This window comes from Methylobacterium terricola (genome assembly GCF_006151805.1).
Classification (GTDB): Bacteria; Pseudomonadota; Alphaproteobacteria; order Rhizobiales; family Beijerinckiaceae; genus Methylobacterium; species Methylobacterium terricola.
The window spans coordinates 148618-167283 of record NZ_VDDA01000014.1; the positions used below are offsets into that span (position 1 = coordinate 148618).

The window sequence follows — 18666 nt, forward strand, 5'->3', positions numbered from 1 at the left end:
CGGGGGGAACACGGCACCATGGAAACAGTCTCGAAGGCCCGCTCGCACGGCGGCATCCAGGGCGTGTACCGCCACGAGGCCGAGACGACGCGCTGCCCGATGACCTTCGCGGTCTACCTGCCGCCGCAGGCCGAATCCGGGAAGGTCCCGGTGCTGTGGTACCTGTCGGGCCTGACCTGCACCCACGCCAACGTGATGGACAAGGGCGAGTACCGCCGCGCCGCCGCCCGGCACGGCGTCGCCATCGTCGCCCCCGATACCAGCCCGCGCGGGCCGGACGTGCCGGACGAGCCCGACAACTGGCAGTTCGGCTGCGGCGCCGGCTTCTACGTCGACGCGACGCAGGCGCCGTACGACCGCAACTACCGCATGTGGTCCTACGTCACCGAGGAGCTGCCGGCCCTCGTCGCCCGCGAATTCCCGGTCGACATGGAGCGCCAGGGCATCTTCGGGCACTCGATGGGCGGCCACGGCGCGCTGACCATCGCGTTGCGCCACCCCGAGCGCTTCCGTTCGTGCAGCGCCTTCGCGCCGATCGTCCAGCCCTCGACCGCCGGCTGGTCGAAGCCCGCCCTCACCAAATATCTCGGCGCGGACGAGGCGGCGTGGCGGCGCCACGACGCCACCGCGCTGATCGAGGACGGTCACCGCTTTCCGGAGTTCCTGGTCGACCAGGGCACGGCGGATTCGTTCCTCAACGAGGGCTTGCGCCCCTGGCTGCTGGAAGAGGCCTGCCAGAAGGCCGGCATCGGCCTCACGCTCAACATGCGCGAGGGCTACGATCACTCGTACTTCTTCATCTCGACCTTCATGGACGATCATATCGCCTGGGCGGCGGAGCGGCTGCGCTGATCGTCCGGCGGGATGGATAGCGGGTGCGTTGCGGGCTAGGGTAAAAACCCGATCAGCTTGGCCGTGTGAGGGGCTGCTTTCGGCCCCTTGCGGACGCCCGGAACGTCCGCTCACAGGCTGCATCGTGAGGCCGCAACCGGCTGCCGGAACGGCTGATTTCGCGACGTTCCGCTTCGGGGACGGATAACAGCCGAAGCGGACGCGCTGATGCCGCTATCGGCAAGCTAAACTTGGCGCATCCCGCCATCGACGCACAGTTCAGCCCCCGCTACGAAGCTCGCCTCGTCGCTCAGGAGAAACAGCGTGGCCGCCGCCACCTCCTCCGGACGCGCCATGCGGCCAAGCGGGATCGGCGCGATCAGCGCGGCCCGCCCCTCCTCCGGCACGCTCGCCATCATGGCGGTGTCGGTCGGGCCGGGAGCCACCACGTTCACGCGGATACCCTGCGGGGCCAGCTCCGCTGTCCATGTGCGGGCGTAGGAACGCAGCGCTGCCTTCGTGGCGGCGTAAGTTCCGTAGGGCGTCACCCCCATGGCGTCGGCGATCGACCCCATCAGCACGACGGACCCACCCCGCCCCATCGCGCTCAGAGCCGCCTGCAATCCGAAGACGGCCCCGCGGACGTTGATCGCAAAGTGCCGGTCGAAATGCTCGGGCGTTCCGTCGCGCAGGGTCGCCGGCTCCGAGATGCCCGCGTTGAGAACCAGCGCGTCGATCCGCCCATGTGTCTCGCGCACCGTCGCCACGACATGCTGTAGATCCTCCCGCAGGGCCGCGTCCGCGACGAGGCCACGCGCACCACGTCCGATCCTCCCAGCGGCTGCCTCGACCTCGTCGGCGTGCCGCCCGGTGAGGACGACTGACGCGCCCTCGGCCGCCAGCCGCTCGGCAACCGCAAGGCCAATGCCCTTCGCCCCGCCGACCACGAGCGCAACCTTGTCCTGCATGCGAGCCATCGCGTCATCCCTTCATCAGCGACCGCGCATGAGATACAGATCGTATATCTGCTATCAAGAACGCACTTAGGGTAGCCTAGATATGGCTGACGATACCGATCTCGATGCTCTGTCCGAGTGCGCGCTCGCCGAGATGGCGCGGGTCCGCCCGGTGCTCGACAAGATCGCCGACAAGTGGACGATCCTGATCCTCACGGTGCTCTGCCCGCGTCCGGCGCGGTTCAACGCGATCATGCGGCGGCTCGACGGCATCACGCACAAGGCGCTCGCGGACGCACTGAAGCGCCTGGAGCGCAACGGCCTGGTGACCCGAACCGTGCTGCCGACCGCACCGATCGGCGTCGAGTACGCGATCACCCCATTGGGTCATTCGTTACGTCAGCCGTTCGAAGCGCTCTGCACGTGGGCACTCGATCATGGCGCAGCGATCGAGGCAGCCAACCACGAGCATGACAGCATCAAAGCGAGGCAGTGAGCGCGTCTGCTTTCCAGCACAAGTCCAGGGTCCGCTCCCCACCCTCCGCAGCCCTTCGCAAGGCCAAGCTGGGCGATTTTTGACCCGAAGGACAGAACCCGGCCTTGACGGCACTCACCGCCAAATTCGTGCTCGACACCCTGGCTACGCGCTGACCGTCAATCGCGCGCCTGGAATTCCTGCAGTGCAAAGGCGATGAAGCTGGAGAGGCGGGGCGTCATGCGGCGGTCGCGGTAATAGAGCAGCGACACGGCCCGTTCACCGAGGCTCCAGTCCGGCAGGAGCTGGACGAGGCGGCCTGCCGCAATGTCCGGGCCGACCAGCATCAGCGGCTGGAGTATGAGGCCGAGCCCGGCCTGCGCCGCAACACGCAACGCCTGACCGCTGTTGACCCCGATGCTCGCACGAGGGCTGATCTCGATCGTGTCGTCGCCGCGCGTCAGGCGCCAAGGTGAGCGGGCAGCAGGCGTGAAGATGACGGCGTCATGATGCTCCAACTCCGCCGGATGACCGGGCGTCCCGGCACGGGCGAGATAGGACGGCGCTGCGCACAGCGCCATGCGATAGGCCGCAAGCTTGCGGGCGATCAGCCGTCCGTCGGGAGGCGTCGCGACGCGGAAAGCGACATCGAACCCTTCCTCGATGAGATCGACATTGCGGTCGGTGAGCACGATCTCGAGCGTCACCTCCGACGCGGCCTCCCGGTAGCGGCCGAGCGCGGCCATCAGCACTTCGGAGCCGAAGGTGACAGGGGCGGTGACGCGAAGGAGACCGCGCGGCTTCTGTCGCAAGCTTTCGGCTTGCTGATCGGCGAGGGTGACCCGCTCTAGAATGTCACGGCACTGCTCGAGATAGCTGGCGCCGAACTCGGTCAGGCTGTGCCGCCGGGTCGTCCGGTTGATCAGGCGCGTGCCCAGCCGATCCTCCAGCGCGGCGATGTGCTGACCGACCATGGCCGGTGTCAGGCCGAGCCTCGGCGCCGCCGCACTCATCGAGCCGCATTCCGCAACGGTGACGAAGGCCCGCATCGCGCGGAAGAGGTCCATTCGATAATTTCGCTTCGGCAATATCCCGGAATTTGGCCGATTATCATCTTCAATCTTTTCAATCAAACGGGTCGCCGCTCCCACCCTCGGACGAACGCCATGACCTCCATGCGCTTTGCGGATAGAACCATCCTGATCACCGGTGCTGGCACCGGAATGGGGCGCGCGGCTGCGCTCCGGCTTGCCGCGGAAGGCGCTCGCCTCGCCTTGCTCGGTCGACGCGCCGAACCGCTGCGGGACCCGCGACCGACATCACGGTGCGGGGCGGCGCGGCCTTGGCGCTCGCCTGCGACATCGCGGAAGATGGCGCGGTTGCCAATGCTGTGACCGAGACCATGGCCCGGTTCGCCCGCCTCGACGGCCTCTTCGCCAATGCCGGTGTACTCGGCCGCTTCAAGCCGCTGCGTGAGACGGGGACCGAGGATTTCGACACGCTTCTGGCGATCAACCTGAAGGGCACCTTCCTGTCCATCATGGCATGCTTGCCGCATCTCGAAGGCGGAGCGATCCTCATCAACGCCTCGTGGACAGCCGCCGGCGTCATGCCGAATATCGGGGCCTATGCTAGCACCAAAGGAGCCCTCCTGGCGTTGATGCGCACGCTCGCCGTCGAGGAGGGTGAGCGCGGTATTCGCGTCAATGCCATCAATCCCGGCATCATCTTCACGCGCATGGCGGAGGAAAACCTCGAGGAAGCCTTCGCGGCGCGGCTCGCCGCCCACACGCCGCTCGGCCGCAACGGACGCCCCGAGGATGTCGCCGGCACGGTCGCCTGGCTCCTCTCGGATGACGCAGCTTTCGTCACCGGCCAGGAGATCACGGTCGACGGCGGCTTCACGCTTGGCGGCATCCGGATCTGAGCGAAGTAGGGGGAAGGGTCGAAAGCTGACGCTCGCACTGTCAAGCTGATCGGGTTTTGATCCTAACCCTCGACGTCATCCCGGGGCCGCGCAGCGGAACCCGGGATGACCAGGAGGATGGCATCATCCGGCTGGGCGGCCGAGCGCCGCCGTGATGAAGCGGCCGGCTTCGGCGAGGCGGCCGGAATCGACTCCCGTCGCGATGCCGAGCCGACCGAGTTCGGCGACCACCGCCTCGGTGGCGACGTTCCCCGGCGCGCCCGTCGCATAGGGGCAGCCGCCGAGACCGGCGACCGCGGCATCGACCACGCTTACCCCGAGATCGAGGCAGGCGCGCAGATTCGCGAGCGCCAGCCCCTGCGTGTCGTGGAAATGCAGCGCGATCCGCTCGCGCGGGATCGTGGCCGCCACCGCCGCGACGCAGGCCCGGGCCGTCTCCGGCGTCCCGGACCCGATCGTGTCGCCGAGGGAGATCTCGTGACAGCCGATCTCGGCGAGGCGGTGGGCCACCCGCGCGACCGCCTCCGGTGCCACGGCTCCCTCATAGGGGCAGCCGAGCACGCAGGAGACGTAGCCTCGAACCGGGATTCCAGCGACCCGGGCCGCCGCCATCACCGGCGCGAACCGTTCCAGGCTCTCGGCGATCGAGCAGTTGATGTTGGCCCGCGAGAACGCCTCGGAGGCCGAGGCGAAGACCGCGACCTCGCCGGCGCCGGCCGCCCGCGCCGCCTCGAAGCCCTTCAGGTTCGGCACCAGCACGGCGTAGCGCCCGGCCGGATTCGGCGGCAGCCGGGCCATCAGCGCCGCGGTGTCGGCTATCTGCGGCACCCAGCGGGCCGAGACGAAGCTCCCGACCTCGATCGAGGTCAGCCCGGCGGCGACGAGACGCGCGATCAGCCCGAGCTTCACCTCGGTGGGGACGATGACCGGCTCGTTCTGGAGCCCGTCGCGTGGGCCGACCTCGACGATCCGGACGCGCGGGGGCAGCGTCACGGCGCCTTCACCAGCGGGCAGCGGCCGTCCGCGAGCGGCCGGAACGCCTCCGCCGCGGGGATCGTCTGGACGAGCTTGTAATAGTCGAACGGCCCCTTCGATTCGGCCGGATTCTTCACCTGGAACAGGTACATCGGGTGGACGTGCCGGCCGTCCTGCCGCACCGTGCCCTCGCCGAAGAGCGGATCGTTCGTCGGCCCCGCCTTCATCCGGGCGACGACCGTGCGTCCATCGGTGCTGTCGGCGGCGGCGGCGGCGCGCAGATAGGCCAGGGCCCCGGCATAGACGCCGGCCTGGTTGGCGGTGGGCCGGCGGCCCTTCATCTGGGCGGCGAAGCGGTCGGCGAAGGCGCGGGTGCCGGCATTGGTGTCCCAGTAGAACCCTTCCGTCAGGTAGAGGCCCTGCGCGTCCTTGAGGCCGATCGCGTGCACGTCGGAGAGCTGCATCAGCAGGGCCGCGAGATCCTGCCCGCCGCCGGTGATGCCGAACTCCGCCGCCTGCTTGACCGAGTTGACCGTGTCGCCGACCGCGTTGGCGAGCGCGATCACCTGGGCGCGACTGCCCTGGGCCTGCAGAAGGAACGACGAGAAATCCGCCGCCGCCGTCGGGTGGCGCACGTTGCCCACCACCGTGCCGCCCTCCTGCTTCACCACGCGCGCGGCATCGGCCTCGAGCGCGTGGCCGAAGGCGTAATCGGCGGTGAGGAAGAACCATTTCGTCTTGCCGGCGCGCACCAGGGCCAGCGCGGTGCCGTGGGCGAGCGCCCAGGTGTCGTAGGTCCAGTGCACGGTGTTGGCCGAGCATTTCGGGCCGGTCAGGTCCGAGGTGCCGGGGCCCGACGCGATGAAGGCGGCTTTCGAATCGCGCACCACCTCCTGCACCGCGAGGGCGACGGAGGAGAACGGCACGTCGAGGATCGCGTCGACCTGCCCCTCGGCGATCCAGCGGCGGGCGGTGGCCGAGCCGATATCGGGCTTGTTCTGGTGGTCGGACTGGATCACCTCGACCTTGATCCCCGGCTGCTCCTTGCGAAAATCCTCGACCGCGAGCCGGGCGGCGACGACCGAGCCCTCGCCGGTGGAATCGGCGGCGAAGCCGCTGAGGTCGGTGAGCACGCCGAGCCTCAGGGTGGTGACCTCGGCGTGGGCGGCGCCGGCCGCGAACAGCAGGGCGGCGCCGGCGAGGAGGCGGGTGGCGAGGCGGGCGGTGTGGGTTCGTCTTGGCATGAGGGTCCTCCCGTTTTCGTTGTGGATCGGCCGTTGGCTCGGCCACCGTTCGTGTGTTCTTGACGAGGCTGACACCCTCCCTGTCATTCCGGGGCCGCGCAGCGGAGCCCGGAATGACGCCGAGGGTACGAGGAAAGGGCCGGGAGACTTCGGAGGTTGTTGCTGGCGGACTTCTCACCCCCCGCGCATCGCCTCCAGCACCTCCTGCGCCACGTCGAGCCGCACCAGCCTGCGCTCGACCAGCACCCGCGCCACCGCCTCGATCTCGTCGCCCAGTGCCCCCGCCATCATGGCGATGTTCTGCGCGTGGAGCGCCATGTGGCCCTTCTGGATGCCCGTGGTGGCGAGCGCCTTGAGGGCGGAGAAGTTCTGCGCCAGCCCCACCGCCGCGATGATCCGGGCTAGGCGCTCGGCGGTCGTCGCGCCGAGGATCTTGAGGCAGGCCTGGGCGGTCGGGTGGAGCTTGGTCGCGCCGCCGACGAGGCCGACGGCGAGCGGCAGCTCGATCGAGGCGCTGAGGTCGCCCGACGCCGTGACCTCGTAGCGGGTCAGGCTGGTGTAGCGGCCCGAGCGCGCGGCGTAGGCATGCGCCCCGGCCTCGATCGCCCGCGTGTCGTTGCCGGTGGCGAGCACCACGGCGTCGATGCCGTTCATGATGCCCTTGTTGTGGGTCGCGGCGCGGTAGGGATCGGCCTCGGCGAGGTGATAGGCGCTGACGATGCCGTCGCGCACCTCCGGCCCGCCGATGGCGTCGGTGCGCCAGACCGCGTGCGCCCGGGCGAGGCGCCGGTCGGCGAGGTTCGAGAGGATGCGCAGGTAGACCCGCCCGCCGCTCCAGCCGGCGATGTGCGGCGCCACCGCCTCCGCCATGGTGTTGACGGCGTTCGCCCCCATGGCGTCGCGGGTGTCGACGATCAGGTGGGTTACCACCATCGGGCCGCTCAAGCTGTCGAGCACCCGCACCTCGACGTCGCGCAGGCCCCCGCCGAGGCGCACCAGCACCGGGTCGCAGGCATCGCACAGGGCCCGCAAAGCCTCGCGCTGCTCCAGGATGCGCAGGCGCGCCGCATGGGGGTCGCTCACCCCGACGACCTGGACCTGCGCGATCATCAGGTTGCCCGAGACCGAGGTGGTGAAGCCGTCCTCGTAGACCTGGCGCGCGGCGTTGCAGACCGCGGCGACGACCGAGGATTCCTCGGTCGCCATCGGGATCAGCACGTCCTCGCCGTCGATCTTCATGTTGGTGGCGATGCCCACCGGGACGTTCATCGTGCCGACGACGTTCTCGATCAGCCGGTCGGCGAGGTCGGGGCTCAGGTTGCCGAACTCGGCGAGGTGCGCGACCTCGGAATCCGACAGCTCCGCGAAGGCCGCGACGATGGCGAGGCGCTCACGCGGGCTCTTGGTGTGGAAGCCGGCGATGCGCGAGGTGCGGTTCGCCCGGGACGTGCTCTGCATGGGTGCCTGCTGCCGTTGATCGCCGGCTCGACGCAAGCCCGGACGGGGCGGCCGTCCATGCGGCCGCCGTGGCGTGTCTCTCCCCGTCCGAGGGCGTTAGAGCCTACTCGTTGTCGACACCGTACCCATCCGTGCCCCGCCGGCAAGGAACGCTTTGCGCCTTTCCCGGAGTGACCGTACCCTCATCAGGATGGATACGGTTTCGAACCACGAGCCCCGCACCCGGGTCGAGCAGGTGGTCGCCGGGGTGGCGGAGCGGATCGACCGCGGGCTGCTGCGCCCCGGCGAGCGGCTGCCCTCGATCCGGGCGGCGGCGTCGCTTTTCGCGGTGTCGAAGAACACGATCGTCAACGCCTATGAGCGCCTCGTCGCCTCGGGCCGGGTCGAGAGCCGGCCGGGCTCGGGCTTCTACGTCTCGGCCCCGGCGAAGGTCTCGCGCCCGGTGCCGCATCCGGGCCCCGTCCCGGTCGCGGCGGTGGACAGCGTCTGGCTGCTGCGCGAGCAGCTCGACCGGCATTACGACGTCCGCGTCGGCGACGGGCGCCCGCCGCCGGCCTGGATGGAGAGCCTGGAGGTCGGCCGCGCCTTGCGGCCTTCGGCGGCGGCATCGAGCGAGAGCTATGGCAGCCCGGACGGCTATCTCCCGTTGCGCCGGAGCCTGGCGCTCCGGCTCGCCGAGCGGGCGATCCACGCCGAGCCCGACGGGGTGCTGCTCACCGCGGGCGCCAACCACGCCCTCGACCTCATCATCCGCCAGTTCGTCGCCCCGGGCGAGCCGGTGCTGGTGGATTCGCCGGGCTACTACCCGCTCTTCGGCAAGCTGCGCCTCGCCAAGGCCCGGATCCTCGGCGTGCGGCGCAACCCGGACGGGCCGGACGTCGCCCATCTCGACGAGGTGGCGCGCGCGAGCGGCGCGCGGCTGTTCTTCACCCAGTCGCTTGCCCACAACCCGACCGGCTGCTCGCTCACCCTGCCGGTCGCCCACCGGCTCCTGCAGCGCGCCGCCGCGCTCGACCTGCGCATCGTCGAGAGCGATCCCTTCGCCGACGTGCTGCCCGCCGCGCAGGCCCGCCTCGCCGCCCTCGACCAGCTGGAGCGCGTGATCTCCGTCGGCACCTTCGCCAAGACCCTCTCGGCCAGCCTGCGCTGCGGCTTCATCGCGGCGCGGCCCGATGTCGTCGAGGCGTTGCGCGACCTCAAGATGGTGACGAGCGTCAACAGCTCCGGCTTCGTCGAGCGCATCGTCCACGACCTGATCGAGAGCGGACGCTACCGCCGCCACCTGCGCCGCCTGGGGAGCCGGATCGAGGCGGCGACGCTGCAGGGGAGGGCGGTCCTGGCCGATCTCGGCCTGCCGGTCTTCGGCGAGCCGCGGGGCGGGTACTATCTCTGGTGCGGGCTGCCGGACGCGACCGATCTCGACGCCCTGTCGCGCCGGGCCGCCGCGCGCGGCATCCTGATCGCGCCGGGCGGCCTGTTCCGGCCCGAGGGACCGGCCGGCCCGCCGATGATGCGGGTCAACGTGGCGCATGCGGGCGATCCCCGTTTCGCGCGATTCATGCGGGACGCGACGGGGGCAGTGCCGTGATCCGGCGGGCCCCTACCCTGCGACGGCGAGGACGAGATCGGTCCGGGAAAAGTCGCGTCCCTTGAACAGGATCGGCAGTCGGCTCCGGTCCGCGCAGGCATAGGACAGGCAATCGGCGAAGTTCAGCCGGGCCGGATGACCCTGTCCCTTGCCGTAAATCGCGAAGGCTTCGACGGCTCGGCGCGCGACCTCGTCGTCGACGGGCACGATGGTGATTTGGGCGGCACGGATGAAATCGTCGTACAGCTCCTGGGCATCGAGGATGCTCAGCCCGAGGATGCGGGCGAGGTTGATCGTCGCCTCGAGCCGAACGTGGGCGCCGGTCTCCCGTCGCCCGGCCGCCTCGATGAGATCCAGGAACGCGGCTGCCTCTGCCTCCCCCGCGAGAATCGCGACCACGGCCGAGGTCTCGATGAACATCAGCGCTCCCAGAGCTGGTCACGCTCATCGTCGGTGAGGGCCGGCAGCCGGGGGCGGTCCGCCTTGGCCAGCGCGCGCGCGCGGAGGGCGGCCACCCGTTCGCGCAGCGGGATCTCCTCCTCGGCGCGGCGGATCTCGTTGTGCAGGGCGAGCTTGATCGCGGCGGTGAGGGTCGGGGCGCCGCGCGTCCTCATCACGGCCTCGGCGAGGGCCCGAATCTCGCGATCGCGGATGCTGAGCATGACGCCTCCTGTCGACCGCGATTGTCTATACGCATGGCCCTGCGACGTCCATACAGGGCGCGGCTTCCGCGGGGAGCAGGGTGCCCGCGCGTTGCCGGGCACCGGGCGCGGCCTTTAGGGCAGCACCGCCAAGTAATGCGCCAGCGCCTTGATGTCGTCATCCGACAGCGAGCCCGCCACCTCGGTCATCGCCGCCCCGCCGGAACTGGGGCGGGTGTTGGCCCGGTAATCGGTGAGCGCCTTGGCGAGGTAGGCCTCGGGCAGGCGGGCGACGCGGGGTGCGGCCTGGATGCCGAGATAGGCGTCGCCGTGGCAGGCGGCGCAGCGGTGTCGGGCGGCGGCGGCCTCGCCGGCCCTGGTGAGGTCGGCCTGCGTGTCCGCGGGCGGCTTAACGTCCGGCACTGGCAGGGAGGCGAAGTACTTGCCGAGCGCCCGGATGTCGTTGTCCGACAGGCCCTCCGCCACGCCCTGCATGATCTCGTTCTTGCGCCGGCCGGAGCGGAAGAACACCAGCTGGAGCTGGATGTAGTTGCTGGAATGCCCGGCGATCGGCGGCGCGCCCTCGGCGAGCGCCTCGCCGTGGCAGGACAGGCAGGCCTGCGCCACCTCGGGGGCCTCGGCGGCCTGGACCGCGGCCGGAGCCGTGAGGGCGAGGGCGACGAGCGCGGCGCGGGCCGGCCCGGAGACTCTCCGGGCCGGCTGGCGGGCGCGGGGCTCAGCCCCGCTCACTTGGTGTAGGCGATGCGATAGATCGCACCGGCCCAGTCGTCGGCGACGAGGAGCGCGCCGTCCGGCGCCACCAGGATGTCGGCCGGGCGGCCGGTATAGTCGCGGTCGCCCTTGAGCCAGCCCGAGGCGAAGGTCTCCATCTTGGCGTTCTTGCCGTCCGGATCGACGATCACCCGCTCGATGCGCCCGCCCTGGTACTTGTGGCGGTTCCAGGAGCCGTGCTCGGCGATGAAGATGTTGTTCTTGTACTCGGCCGGGAAGGACGAGCCGGTGTAGAACTTCATGCCGAGCGGCGCGACATGCGCCCCGAGCTTCGCCACCGGCGGCGTGAACTCGGCGCAGGTGCGGCCTTGGGCGAATTTCGGATCCGGCATGTCGCCCTGGTGGCAATACGGATAGCCGAAATGCTCGACGACCTTCGAGATCATGTTGAGCTTGTCGCTCGGGATGTCGTCGCTCATCCAGTCGCGGGCGTTCTCGGTGAACCAGTAGCGGCCGGTGCGCGGGTCGATGTCGCCGCCGACGCTGTTGCGCACGCCGAGCGCCACGATCTCCGCCGCCCCGGTCTTCAGGTCGACGCGGCGCACCTGGGACACGCTGCTCGGCGGGTTGCCGATGTTGAAGGGCGGGCCGAACGGCACGTAGACCCAGCCGTCCTTGTCGAAGGTCAGGTACTTCCAGCCGTGCGGTACGTAGGACGGCATGTCGTCGTAGACGACGACCGGCTCCGGCGGCTTGTCGAGGTTGGCCTCGATGTTGTCGTAGCGGAAGATCTTGTCGATCGCCACGACGTAGAGCGCGCCGTCGCGATAGGCGAGGCCGGTGGGCATGTTGAGGCCCTTGAGGATCGTCTTGACGACCTTCTTGCCGCCCTGGTCGACGATGGCGTAGACGTTGGTCGCGCCGAACGAGCCGACGAACAGCGTGCCCTTGTCGCCGATCGCCATCTGGCGCGCCTCGGGCACGCCGCTGGCATAGACGCTGATCGTGAAGCCCGCCGGCAGCTTCACCGCCTTGAGGTTGTCGGCCAGCTCCTCGTCCGAGGCCGGCAGGGCGGGGTTGGCCGGCGGCGCCAGGCCCTTCTGGGCCGAGGTCTCGTCGCCGAGGAACCAGTCCGGCGGCGGGCTCTTCCAGAACGCCTTGCCGCTCGAATCGTACTGCTTGAGGCCCTGCGCGCCGGCAGCCCCGCCGGTCAGGCCCGCCGCCACCAGGGCGGCGGCCGCCCACGCCGCGCGGCGCAATCCGGTCCCGGCACGGGCTTGTCTCCTCGCCGTCATGTCCGTTCCTCCCGATGTCGTATTCGTTCGCCCTTCATGGGCGTTGGTCTCGCGGCGCGCTCCGCGGCGCGGCCTCGACGCGACCACTGTCGAGTTGGACACGGCCTTTCGTCAAGGGGAGGGGGCGATCGGGGGACGGCGCCGGGGAGGCGATCATCGGGGATCCCGGGCGATGGCCCGCCCCGTGGATCTGGACGGGCTCCATCGGCGTCCCTAGGGTGCCGCCGACGCTGCATAAGGGATGGGGGCCAGGGTCATGGCTGTGGGTTCGATGACGTCGCGCTGGGCTTCGGGCGCGATGCTGGCGCTCGCGGCGACGCAGGCCCTCGCCGCGGGCGAGCCGTCCCGCCTCGATCAGGTCGTCGAGCGCAAGGTCCTGAACGTCTGCACGACCGGCGATTACCGTCCGTTCTCGTACCGCCCCGACGGCGCCAACGACTTCGTCGGAATCGACATCGATCTCGGCCGTTCGCTGGCCAAGTCGCTCGATGCCGAGGCGGTCTTCATCCAGACCAAATGGTCGGACCTGCTCGCCGACTTCAAGGCCAAGTGCGACATCGCGATGAGCGGCATCTCGGTGACGCTGCCGCGCCAGCGCGAGGTGTTCTTCAGCGAGATGTACCTGGTCAACGGCAAGGCGCCGATCGTACGCTGCGACGACGTCGCGAAGTACCAGACGACGAAGGCGATCAACCAGCCCGCGACCCGCGTCGTCGTCAATCCCGGCGGCACGAACGAGCGGTTCGCCCGCGCCAATCTCGGCGACGCGCAGATCCGGCTCTTCCCGGACAACCGCGTCATCTGGCGCGAGATCGCGGAGGGCCGCGCCGACGTGATGGTCGCCGAATCCGTCGAGGTGAAGCTCCAGGAGAAGCTGCATCCGGGCCTGTGCGCGGTGAACCCCGATCAGCCGCTCCAGTACGGCGAGATGGGCTTCCTGCTGCCGCGCGGCGACGCGGTGTTCAAGGCCTATGTCGACCAGTGGCTGCACCTGACCAAGGCCTCGGGCGAGTTTGCCCGGATCCTCGACGCCAACATGAAGTGAGGGTGGGGGCTGCGCCGTGCGGCCTCGCCTCGCGCGCCCGTTCGTGCTCCAACGCAACCAGGCAGGAGCGGGCGGCCCCGTCCGGGGCCCCTTGCACGACGGCAAGGCACCGCCGATCTGCCGCCTCGGAACGATCCCGGAGAGCACCCCATGAGCGAGTCAGCCGATTACGTGCCGCCCAAGGTCTGGACCTGGGACAAGGCGAGCGGCGGCCGTTTTGCCAGCATCAACCGGCCGGTGGCTGGGGCGACGCACGAGAAGCCGCTGCCCGTCGGCCGCCATCCGCTCCAGCTCTACTCCCTCGGCACGCCGAACGGCCAGAAGGTCACGATCCTGCTGGAGGAGCTTCTGGCCCTCGGCCATGCCGGCGCCGACTACGATGCCTGGCTCATCCGCATCGGCGACGGCGACCAGTTCGGCTCCGGCTTCGTCGCGGCGAACCCGAACTCGAAGATCCCGGCGCTGGTCGACCGCAGCGGCGCGACGCCGGTGCGGGTGTTCGAGTCGGGCGCGATCCTGACCTACCTCGCCGAGAAGTTCGGCGCCTTCCTGCCGACCGAGCCGGCCGCCCGGGCCGAGACGCTGTCCTGGCTGTTCTGGCAGATGGGCTCGGCGCCGTTCCTCGGCGGCGGCTTTGGCCATTTCTACGCCTACGCGCCGGTGAAGCTCGAATACCCGATCAACCGCTACGCCATGGAGGCCAAGCGCCAGCTCGACGTGCTCGACCGCCGGCTCGCCGAGACCGAGTTCGTCGCCGGCGACGCCTACACGATCGCCGACATGGCGATCTGGCCGTGGTACGGCGGCGTGGTGAAGGGCTGGCTCTACGAGGCGGCCGAGTTCCTGGCGGTCGAGGAGTACCGCAACGTCCGGCGCTGGGCCGACCAGATCCTCGCCCGGCCGGCGGTGCAGCGCGGCCGCAAGGTCAACCGCCTCACCGGCGACCCGGCCGACCAGCTCCACGAGCGCCATGAGGCCAGCGACTTCGATACGAAGACGCAGGACAAGCTGGCCGGGACGGCGGGTTAGGGCGCCGCTCGCCGCCAGTCCCGTCCCGGTGACGAAAGCGGCGCGGGCCTCCCGTCTCCCCGCGGGCGCAGGGCCGTCCGGGCTCTGCGAGCGAGGAACGACGTCGCGCAAGCCCGACCGGGAGAGGCCCGAGCCCGAAGGGGCTCGGGGAGCCCGCAGGGCAGGGGCGAGGGGTGTTTCCGGAGGAGCCCCATCCGGCACCTCACCCTCGCTCCGGCTTCGCCTCCGCTCGCTGCGCTCCCTGAACGGGAGTCCAGCCCTCTCCCCGTCCGCGCAGGGCTGTCCGGGGGCAATCGATGCCGTGGGTTCCGCCTCTCCGGGTCGCCGGCCGGCCCCCGCCTCACGCCTCCGGCAGCGCCAGGGCCTGGAACGCGTCATACGCCGCGATCGCCGTCCGCGCCTGGGCCCGGATGCCGGCAGCGAGCGCGTCGCCCGTGATGGTCTCGTCCGGATACTCGGTGATCAGCGTCAGCGGCACGCGGTGGCGGGCATCCTCGGCGATCAGGCACGGGATCCCGTGGACCATCCGCAGCGGCGGCGGGGGCGCGTGCCGGGCGCTGAGGGCGAGCTGCGCTCGCGTCAGCGCCATCAGCGCCGCATCCTCGGCGAGTTGCGCCGTCACGGCCGTCGCCAGCGCCTCCGCGGCCTCGGCCCAGCCGCGCCAGTGGCGCAGGATCAGGAAGAAGCCGCGGGGCAGCGACCAGGTCTCGAAGCCGGCGGGCAGGTAGCCCGAGAGCGGGCGGGTCCATTCATGCGCCGGGTAGCCGTGCAGGTTCACGTGCAGAAGCGCGCCGCTGCACCGTTCCGCCGCGTGCCGCAGGGCGGTCTCGTGGAAGGGCGGGGCGATCCGGTATTCGAGGTCGTCGCCGAGCGCGGTGTAGCGCGCCGCATGGTGCATGTGGCGCGGGTTCGCCGCCGCGAGGCGGCGCTGGAGCGCCGCGCCGTCCGGGTTCTCCAGGGGGGAGATCGTGAAATGCGCGCCGTCGCGGGCGGCCAGCTCCCGCGCGGCGGCGAGCGCCCCGGCGGGCCCCGTCACCTCGTTCGGATGCTGGCCGGAGCCGATCATCACCGCGCGGTCGGGCCCCGCGATGTACCGGCCCGCGACCGGGCGGCCCGAGCGCGCCGTCGCCGAGAGTTCGGTACCGCCGAGGGCGGCGAGGCGGGCGGGTAGCCCGTCTGCGGCCAGGATCCCGTCGGCCGCCGCCGGCAGCGGAGCGTCGGGCCCCGACAGCGGGCGGGTCTCGACCGTGACGGTGATCGCACCGTCGCGGATCGCGATCTCGGGCACGATCTGGCCCGGGCGCAGGTGCCGGTCGCCCGGCGGGCGGCCGGTGCGGTGCTGGAAGTGCTCGAGGAGCGAGAAATAGAGATCCTCGTGCAGGGCCTCGGCCAGGCTGACCGCCTCCTCGCCGACGGGCAGCCCCCGGTCGCGAGCCGGGATCCCGATCCGGACCGACAGCTCCTCGAAGAACGGCTCGGCCTCGCCCCAGGGGTGGCCGGCCACCGCCGCCATTCCCCGGGCGAAGGCGGCCTCGTAATCGGTCTCCAGGCGCTCGTCCGTCGCCCCGTCGTCGAGCCAGCCGGTCGGCGAGAGGATCACCCGGCCGAAGGCGTCGGCGTGGCGCCGGTTCGGCGCCCGCACGCGCAGAGTCCGGGTGTTGCCCGCCGCATCGGTCAGCCGGACCTCGTAGGCCGGCACATCGGTCTCGTGCGGTCCTTGGGCGGTGAAGCGGAGCGGGACCGCGCCGACGAGGGCCGCCAGCGGATAGGCCTCGGTCAGGAAGCGCTGCGGGGTTGCGGCCGGGTGGACCGGATAGGCGACCACGATCTCCGTCACTCCCGACAGGTCGATCTCCTCCAGGAAGGCGTGGAGCAGCGGCTTGTAGGCGCTGCGCAGCCGCGCCGCGACACCCCGGGCGGCGAGCGCGCGCTCGGCCGCACGCCGGCTCTCGGCATCCTCGAACAGCCATGCCTCGACCGTCGCGCCCGGTGGCCAGGACCGGGCGAGGAGCGCGTCGAGGCTGCGCGGCAGGGTCGTGTCGAGAAGGAGGGTCATGGCGGGGGGAGAGGCGTTGGGGGGCGAGGTCTCCCACGCTTAAGCGACCGAACCTCTCCTGTCGCGCCCCGTCGGCGGCCGTCCTCCGCCCCGTGCCGGCGAACGGCCGCCCGCGGCCAGGCCCGGACGCGACGGTCCGCGCGGATGCGGCGGCCGGAGCGCCCGTGACCCGCTCGTGCTCGATGACGGCACGGCAGGCCCCGACCTTCCGGCGCCGCCCTCCTCTCCCTCTGTCCGGAGGCCCCGCGACGTCGTAGCGGCGAACGGGGATGTCGATCGGCACGCGACTGTCGCGGTGACGGGTGCGGGCCGTGTCCGCTATGCCTGGGGGGACGGCGCTGCCGGGTGGGACCGAGGATCACGCGATGCGCCGCCGGCCGCCGAGCTTGCAGGATCCGGCCGGGCGCCTCGGCCTGTTCACGCTGCTCTACCTCTACCAGGGCGTCGTCGCCGGCTTCGCGCTGACGGCGCTCGCCAATCACTTCGCGGCGGCCGGGGCCTCGACGGCGGAGGTCGGCCGCCACCTCGCCGTCGTCGGCCTGCCCTGGGTGCTCCAGCCGCTGCTCTGGGGGCCGGTGATCGACCGCGCCGCGCCCCGGCGGATGGGCGCGCGCCGGTTCTGGCTCGTCCTGGCGCTGGCCTGCGCGCAGGCGAGCCTCGCCGGGCTGCTCCTGCTCGGGCCCGCCGCGAGCCTGACGGCGGTCAGCATGGTGCTCCTCCTGCACAGCCTGTCCGCCTCGCTGGCCGATACCGCCACCGATCGGATGATCGCCGGCAGCGTACCGGCCGAGGCGCTGGGGCGCATCAGCGCGGCGACGCGAGCGGGCTTCGTCATCGGCAGCGCGGCGGGCGCCGCGCTGTTCGCCTGGATCCTCGGGACCTGGGGCTTTCCGGCGGCGGCCGCGGCGCTCCTCGGCGTGACGACGCCGCCCGCCCTCGTGGCCCTCCTGGTGCGCGAGGCACCGGGCGATCGGTTCCTGTCGCTGCGCCGGGACGGGCCGGCGCCGCTCCCGGAGCGGGGCGGGGCGGCGGAGACGGCGGCCTTCGCGCGCCGGCTCCTCGCCGCGTTCCGGAGCCGCGAGGCGGCGACCCTGCTGGCACTCTGCTTCGCCGTCGATGGCGGGCTCGCCCTGTTCCAGGTGCCCTTCGCGGTCGCCCTGGTGCAGGTCCATGGCTGGGAGGCGGGCGCCCTCTCGCGCCTCCAGGCGATGCTGGCGCTCCTCGGGGGGACGCTCGGGGCGGCGGGCATCGGCGCCTATGTCGACCGGGCCGGGCCGGGGCGGGCCCTGCGCGCCCTCCTGCTCGCCTGCGCGGCGGCGTTCGGCGTCGCGGGGCTGCTGATCGCGGCGGGGCTCGGGGCGACGACGGGGCCGTTCATCCTCGGCCTATCGAGCGTGGTGCCGGCGCTTCTCTACGTCGCCCTGCTGCCGGCCGTGCTGCTGGCGAGTCGCGCGGGCCGCGCCTCGGCGACGCAGTTCCAGGTCTACATGGCGGCGATGAATCTCGGCGACGTCGCCGGCTCGGGCCTCGCCGGGCCCCTCGCCTCGGTCGTCGGGCCGGCCGTCGTGGCGCTCGGCGTCGCGGGGCTCTTCCTGGCCTGTGCGCGGGCGGCCGGCTCGGGACCGCCGCGGCCATCCTCCACGATATCGGCGAGCGACCGTGCCGGACGAGCCGGCGGCACGCCGTGAGCCGGCCGCATCTCGTCGAACGTCTCCGTCGGCGGGGTGATCATCCGGCGTCGAGGCCGTCGTGAAATCCTGACGGAGGACGCCTTGCGCGGAGGAGGGCAGCACGGCCCGGTCCTCGATCCGGACCGCGCTCGCAGACGATCAGGCTGCGGACGAGCGGCGCGGCGGCCGGGATCCCCATCGCCGGTCGGACCCGGCACCTCGCCGGCATCGTGCGAGGGCGACAGGCCCGTCACCAGGAGCGCGACGGACGAGTTCCCGGCCACGACCTCGCCGCCGCCGGCGCGATGCGCCTCGTCGGTGCAGCGGCGCGGCCCGTCATCGACGACGCGGCCGTCGCCGCGTGGACGGCCGGTTCGGGCGCGTGGCGCGATCCTCGCGCCACCGTCGTGTCCCAGGCAGGCTCAGGTCACCGGACCAGGGAAGCGCCCGGTCATACCCTCGCGCCGTCGAACGGATCCGTTCGAAGGCGCGGCGGTCTCACGGGACATTCCTCAGGATGCGGGCGCGCTCGCGGATCGCCCGCTCCACCGCCGCCTCGTCGTTCGGCAGGACCGTGAAGCGCTCGCGCCGCCCCAGCAGGTCCGACAGGTGCGGCGGCAACGCCGGGCGAACCCCCGTCGCCGCCTCCACCGCGTCGGGGAACTTCGCCGCATGCGCGGTCGCCAGCGCCACCACCGGCGTCGCCGGGTCGTCGGCCAGCAGCCGGCGCGCGGCCCGCACCCC

General features: G+C 71.5%; 16 protein-coding genes and 2 pseudogenes. 7 read left to right on the forward strand and 11 right to left on the reverse strand.

Features of this window, described 5'->3' with window-relative positions; genetic code table 11:
* Positions 1-18 precede the first annotated feature (18 nt).
* Positions 19-852, forward strand: coding sequence for an S-formylglutathione hydrolase (fghA, locus tag FF100_RS24610; protein ID WP_139038406.1), 834 nt, complete (start codon positions 19-21; stop codon positions 850-852).
* A 224-nt stretch (positions 853-1076) separates the two neighbouring features.
* Here fghA and FF100_RS24615 read toward each other — a convergent pair whose 3' ends face one another.
* Positions 1077-1808, reverse strand: coding sequence for an SDR family NAD(P)-dependent oxidoreductase (locus tag FF100_RS24615; protein WP_139038407.1), 732 nt, complete (start codon positions 1806-1808; stop codon positions 1077-1079).
* Positions 1809-1890: 82 nt separating this feature from the next.
* Between FF100_RS24615 and FF100_RS24620 the strand changes: the two genes are divergently transcribed.
* Positions 1891-2283 (forward strand): winged helix-turn-helix transcriptional regulator, encoded by a 393-nt coding sequence (locus FF100_RS24620; RefSeq protein WP_139038408.1) that lies wholly within the window; start codon positions 1891-1893, stop codon positions 2281-2283.
* A 158-nt stretch (positions 2284-2441) separates the two neighbouring features.
* Here FF100_RS24620 and FF100_RS24625 read toward each other — a convergent pair whose 3' ends face one another.
* Positions 2442-3329 (reverse strand): LysR family transcriptional regulator, encoded by an 888-nt coding sequence (locus FF100_RS24625; protein ID WP_139038409.1) that lies wholly within the window; start codon positions 3327-3329, stop codon positions 2442-2444.
* Positions 3330-3485: 156 nt separating this feature from the next.
* Between FF100_RS24625 and FF100_RS24630 the strand changes: the two are divergent.
* Positions 3486-4189, forward strand: a pseudogene (locus FF100_RS24630) (SDR family NAD(P)-dependent oxidoreductase).
* Positions 4190-4312: 123 nt separating this feature from the next.
* On the opposite strand, the gene FF100_RS24635 reads toward FF100_RS24630, so the two are convergent.
* The 3 genes from FF100_RS24635 to FF100_RS24645 all read right to left on the reverse strand — a co-directional run bounded on the left by FF100_RS24635 (position 4313) and on the right by FF100_RS24645 (position 7866).
* Entirely contained in the window at positions 4313-5182 is an 870-nt protein-coding gene (locus FF100_RS24635; protein WP_139038410.1) for a hydroxymethylglutaryl-CoA lyase, read from the reverse strand.
* Positions 5179-6408: an ABC transporter substrate-binding protein gene (locus FF100_RS24640; protein ID WP_139038411.1), complete on the reverse strand. Its 1230-nt coding sequence runs from the start codon at positions 6406-6408 to the stop codon at positions 5179-5181. The genes FF100_RS24635 and FF100_RS24640 overlap by 4 nt, the downstream gene beginning before the upstream one ends.
* Before the next feature lie 174 nt (positions 6409-6582).
* Positions 6583-7866 carry a hydroxymethylglutaryl-CoA reductase, degradative gene (locus tag FF100_RS24645; RefSeq protein ID WP_139038412.1) on the reverse strand — a complete coding sequence of 428 codons (1284 nt, stop codon included), beginning with the start codon at positions 7864-7866 and terminating at the stop codon, positions 6583-6585.
* 190 nt (positions 7867-8056) lie between these two features.
* Here FF100_RS24645 and FF100_RS24650 point away from each other — a divergent pair, with 190 nt between their 5' ends.
* Complete coding sequence (locus FF100_RS24650; protein ID WP_139038413.1) at positions 8057-9454, forward strand: aminotransferase-like domain-containing protein; 1398 nt, start codon at positions 8057-8059, stop codon at positions 9452-9454.
* Between the two features lie 12 nt (positions 9455-9466).
* On the opposite strand, the gene FF100_RS24655 is transcribed toward FF100_RS24650, so the two are convergent.
* From FF100_RS24655 to FF100_RS24670, 4 genes are all read right to left on the reverse strand, one after another.
* Positions 9467-9874, reverse strand: a complete 408-nt coding sequence (locus FF100_RS24655) for a type II toxin-antitoxin system VapC family toxin (protein ID WP_171070316.1) — start codon at positions 9872-9874, stop codon at positions 9467-9469.
* Positions 9874-10116, reverse strand: coding sequence for a type II toxin-antitoxin system VapB family antitoxin (locus tag FF100_RS24660; protein ID WP_139038415.1), 243 nt, complete (start codon positions 10114-10116; stop codon positions 9874-9876). The genes FF100_RS24655 and FF100_RS24660 overlap by 1 nt, the downstream gene beginning before the upstream one ends.
* Positions 10117-10230: 114 nt before the next feature.
* Positions 10231-10845, reverse strand: a complete 615-nt coding sequence (locus tag FF100_RS24665) for a c-type cytochrome (RefSeq protein ID WP_139038416.1) — start codon at positions 10843-10845, stop codon at positions 10231-10233.
* The gene (locus FF100_RS24670; RefSeq protein ID WP_139038417.1) at positions 10842-12122 is read right to left on the reverse strand and encodes a PQQ-dependent sugar dehydrogenase; all 1281 of its coding nucleotides are present in this window, start codon (positions 12120-12122) and stop codon (positions 10842-10844) included. Before FF100_RS24670 ends, FF100_RS24665 begins: the two co-directional genes overlap by 4 nt.
* A gap of 256 nt (positions 12123-12378) precedes the next feature.
* Between FF100_RS24670 and FF100_RS24675 the strand changes: the two genes are divergently transcribed.
* Together FF100_RS24675 and yghU are read left to right on the forward strand one after the other, a co-directional pair.
* Positions 12379-13167 carry a transporter substrate-binding domain-containing protein gene (locus FF100_RS24675; protein WP_246102314.1) on the forward strand — a complete coding sequence of 263 codons (789 nt, stop codon included), beginning with the start codon at positions 12379-12381 and terminating at the stop codon, positions 13165-13167.
* Between the two features lie 150 nt (positions 13168-13317).
* Positions 13318-14196 (forward strand): glutathione-dependent disulfide-bond oxidoreductase, encoded by an 879-nt coding sequence (yghU, locus tag FF100_RS24680; RefSeq protein WP_139038419.1) that lies wholly within the window; start codon positions 13318-13320, stop codon positions 14194-14196.
* A gap of 340 nt (positions 14197-14536) precedes the next feature.
* On the opposite strand, the gene FF100_RS24685 is transcribed toward yghU, so the two are convergent.
* Entirely contained in the window at positions 14537-16252 is a 1716-nt protein-coding gene (locus FF100_RS24685; protein ID WP_139038420.1) for a M14 family metallopeptidase, read from the reverse strand.
* A gap of 365 nt (positions 16253-16617) precedes the next feature.
* On the opposite strand from FF100_RS24685, the gene FF100_RS24690 reads away from it, so the two are divergent.
* Complete coding sequence (locus tag FF100_RS24690) at positions 16618-17940, forward strand: MFS transporter (protein ID WP_171070317.1); 1323 nt, start codon at positions 16618-16620, stop codon at positions 17938-17940.
* A gap of 480 nt (positions 17941-18420) precedes the next feature.
* Here FF100_RS24690 and FF100_RS24695 read toward each other — a convergent pair.
* Positions 18421-18666: pseudogene (locus tag FF100_RS24695) on the reverse strand (threonine synthase); the annotation flags it as partial.

Excerpts from the sequence above, each read along its gene's own strand:
- fghA (WP_139038406.1), top strand. The coding sequence starts at position 19 with ATGGAAACAGTCTCGAAGGCCCGCTCGCACGGCGGCATCCAGGGCGTG.
- FF100_RS24615 (WP_139038407.1), bottom strand. The coding sequence starts at position 1,808 with ATGGCTCGCATGCAGGACAAGGTTGCGCTCGTGGTCGGCGGGGCGAAG.
- FF100_RS24620 (WP_139038408.1), top strand. The coding sequence starts at position 1,891 with ATGGCTGACGATACCGATCTCGATGCTCTGTCCGAGTGCGCGCTCGCC.
- FF100_RS24625 (WP_139038409.1), bottom strand. The coding sequence starts at position 3,329 with ATGGACCTCTTCCGCGCGATGCGGGCCTTCGTCACCGTTGCGGAATGC.
- FF100_RS24640 (WP_139038411.1), bottom strand. The coding sequence starts at position 6,408 with ATGCCAAGACGAACCCACACCGCCCGCCTCGCCACCCGCCTCCTCGCC.
- FF100_RS24645 (WP_139038412.1), bottom strand. The coding sequence starts at position 7,866 with ATGCAGAGCACGTCCCGGGCGAACCGCACCTCGCGCATCGCCGGCTTC.
- FF100_RS24650 (WP_139038413.1), top strand. The coding sequence starts at position 8,057 with ATGGATACGGTTTCGAACCACGAGCCCCGCACCCGGGTCGAGCAGGTG.
- FF100_RS24655 (WP_171070316.1), bottom strand. The coding sequence starts at position 9,874 with ATGTTCATCGAGACCTCGGCCGTGGTCGCGATTCTCGCGGGGGAGGCA.
- FF100_RS24660 (WP_139038415.1), bottom strand. The coding sequence starts at position 10,116 with ATGCTCAGCATCCGCGATCGCGAGATTCGGGCCCTCGCCGAGGCCGTG.
- FF100_RS24670 (WP_139038417.1), bottom strand. The coding sequence starts at position 12,122 with ATGACGGCGAGGAGACAAGCCCGTGCCGGGACCGGATTGCGCCGCGCG.
- FF100_RS24675 (WP_246102314.1), top strand. The coding sequence starts at position 12,379 with ATGGCTGTGGGTTCGATGACGTCGCGCTGGGCTTCGGGCGCGATGCTG.
- yghU (WP_139038419.1), top strand. The coding sequence starts at position 13,318 with ATGAGCGAGTCAGCCGATTACGTGCCGCCCAAGGTCTGGACCTGGGAC.
- FF100_RS24685 (WP_139038420.1), bottom strand. The coding sequence starts at position 16,252 with ATGACCCTCCTTCTCGACACGACCCTGCCGCGCAGCCTCGACGCGCTC.
- FF100_RS24690 (WP_171070317.1), top strand. The coding sequence starts at position 16,618 with ATGCGCCGCCGGCCGCCGAGCTTGCAGGATCCGGCCGGGCGCCTCGGC.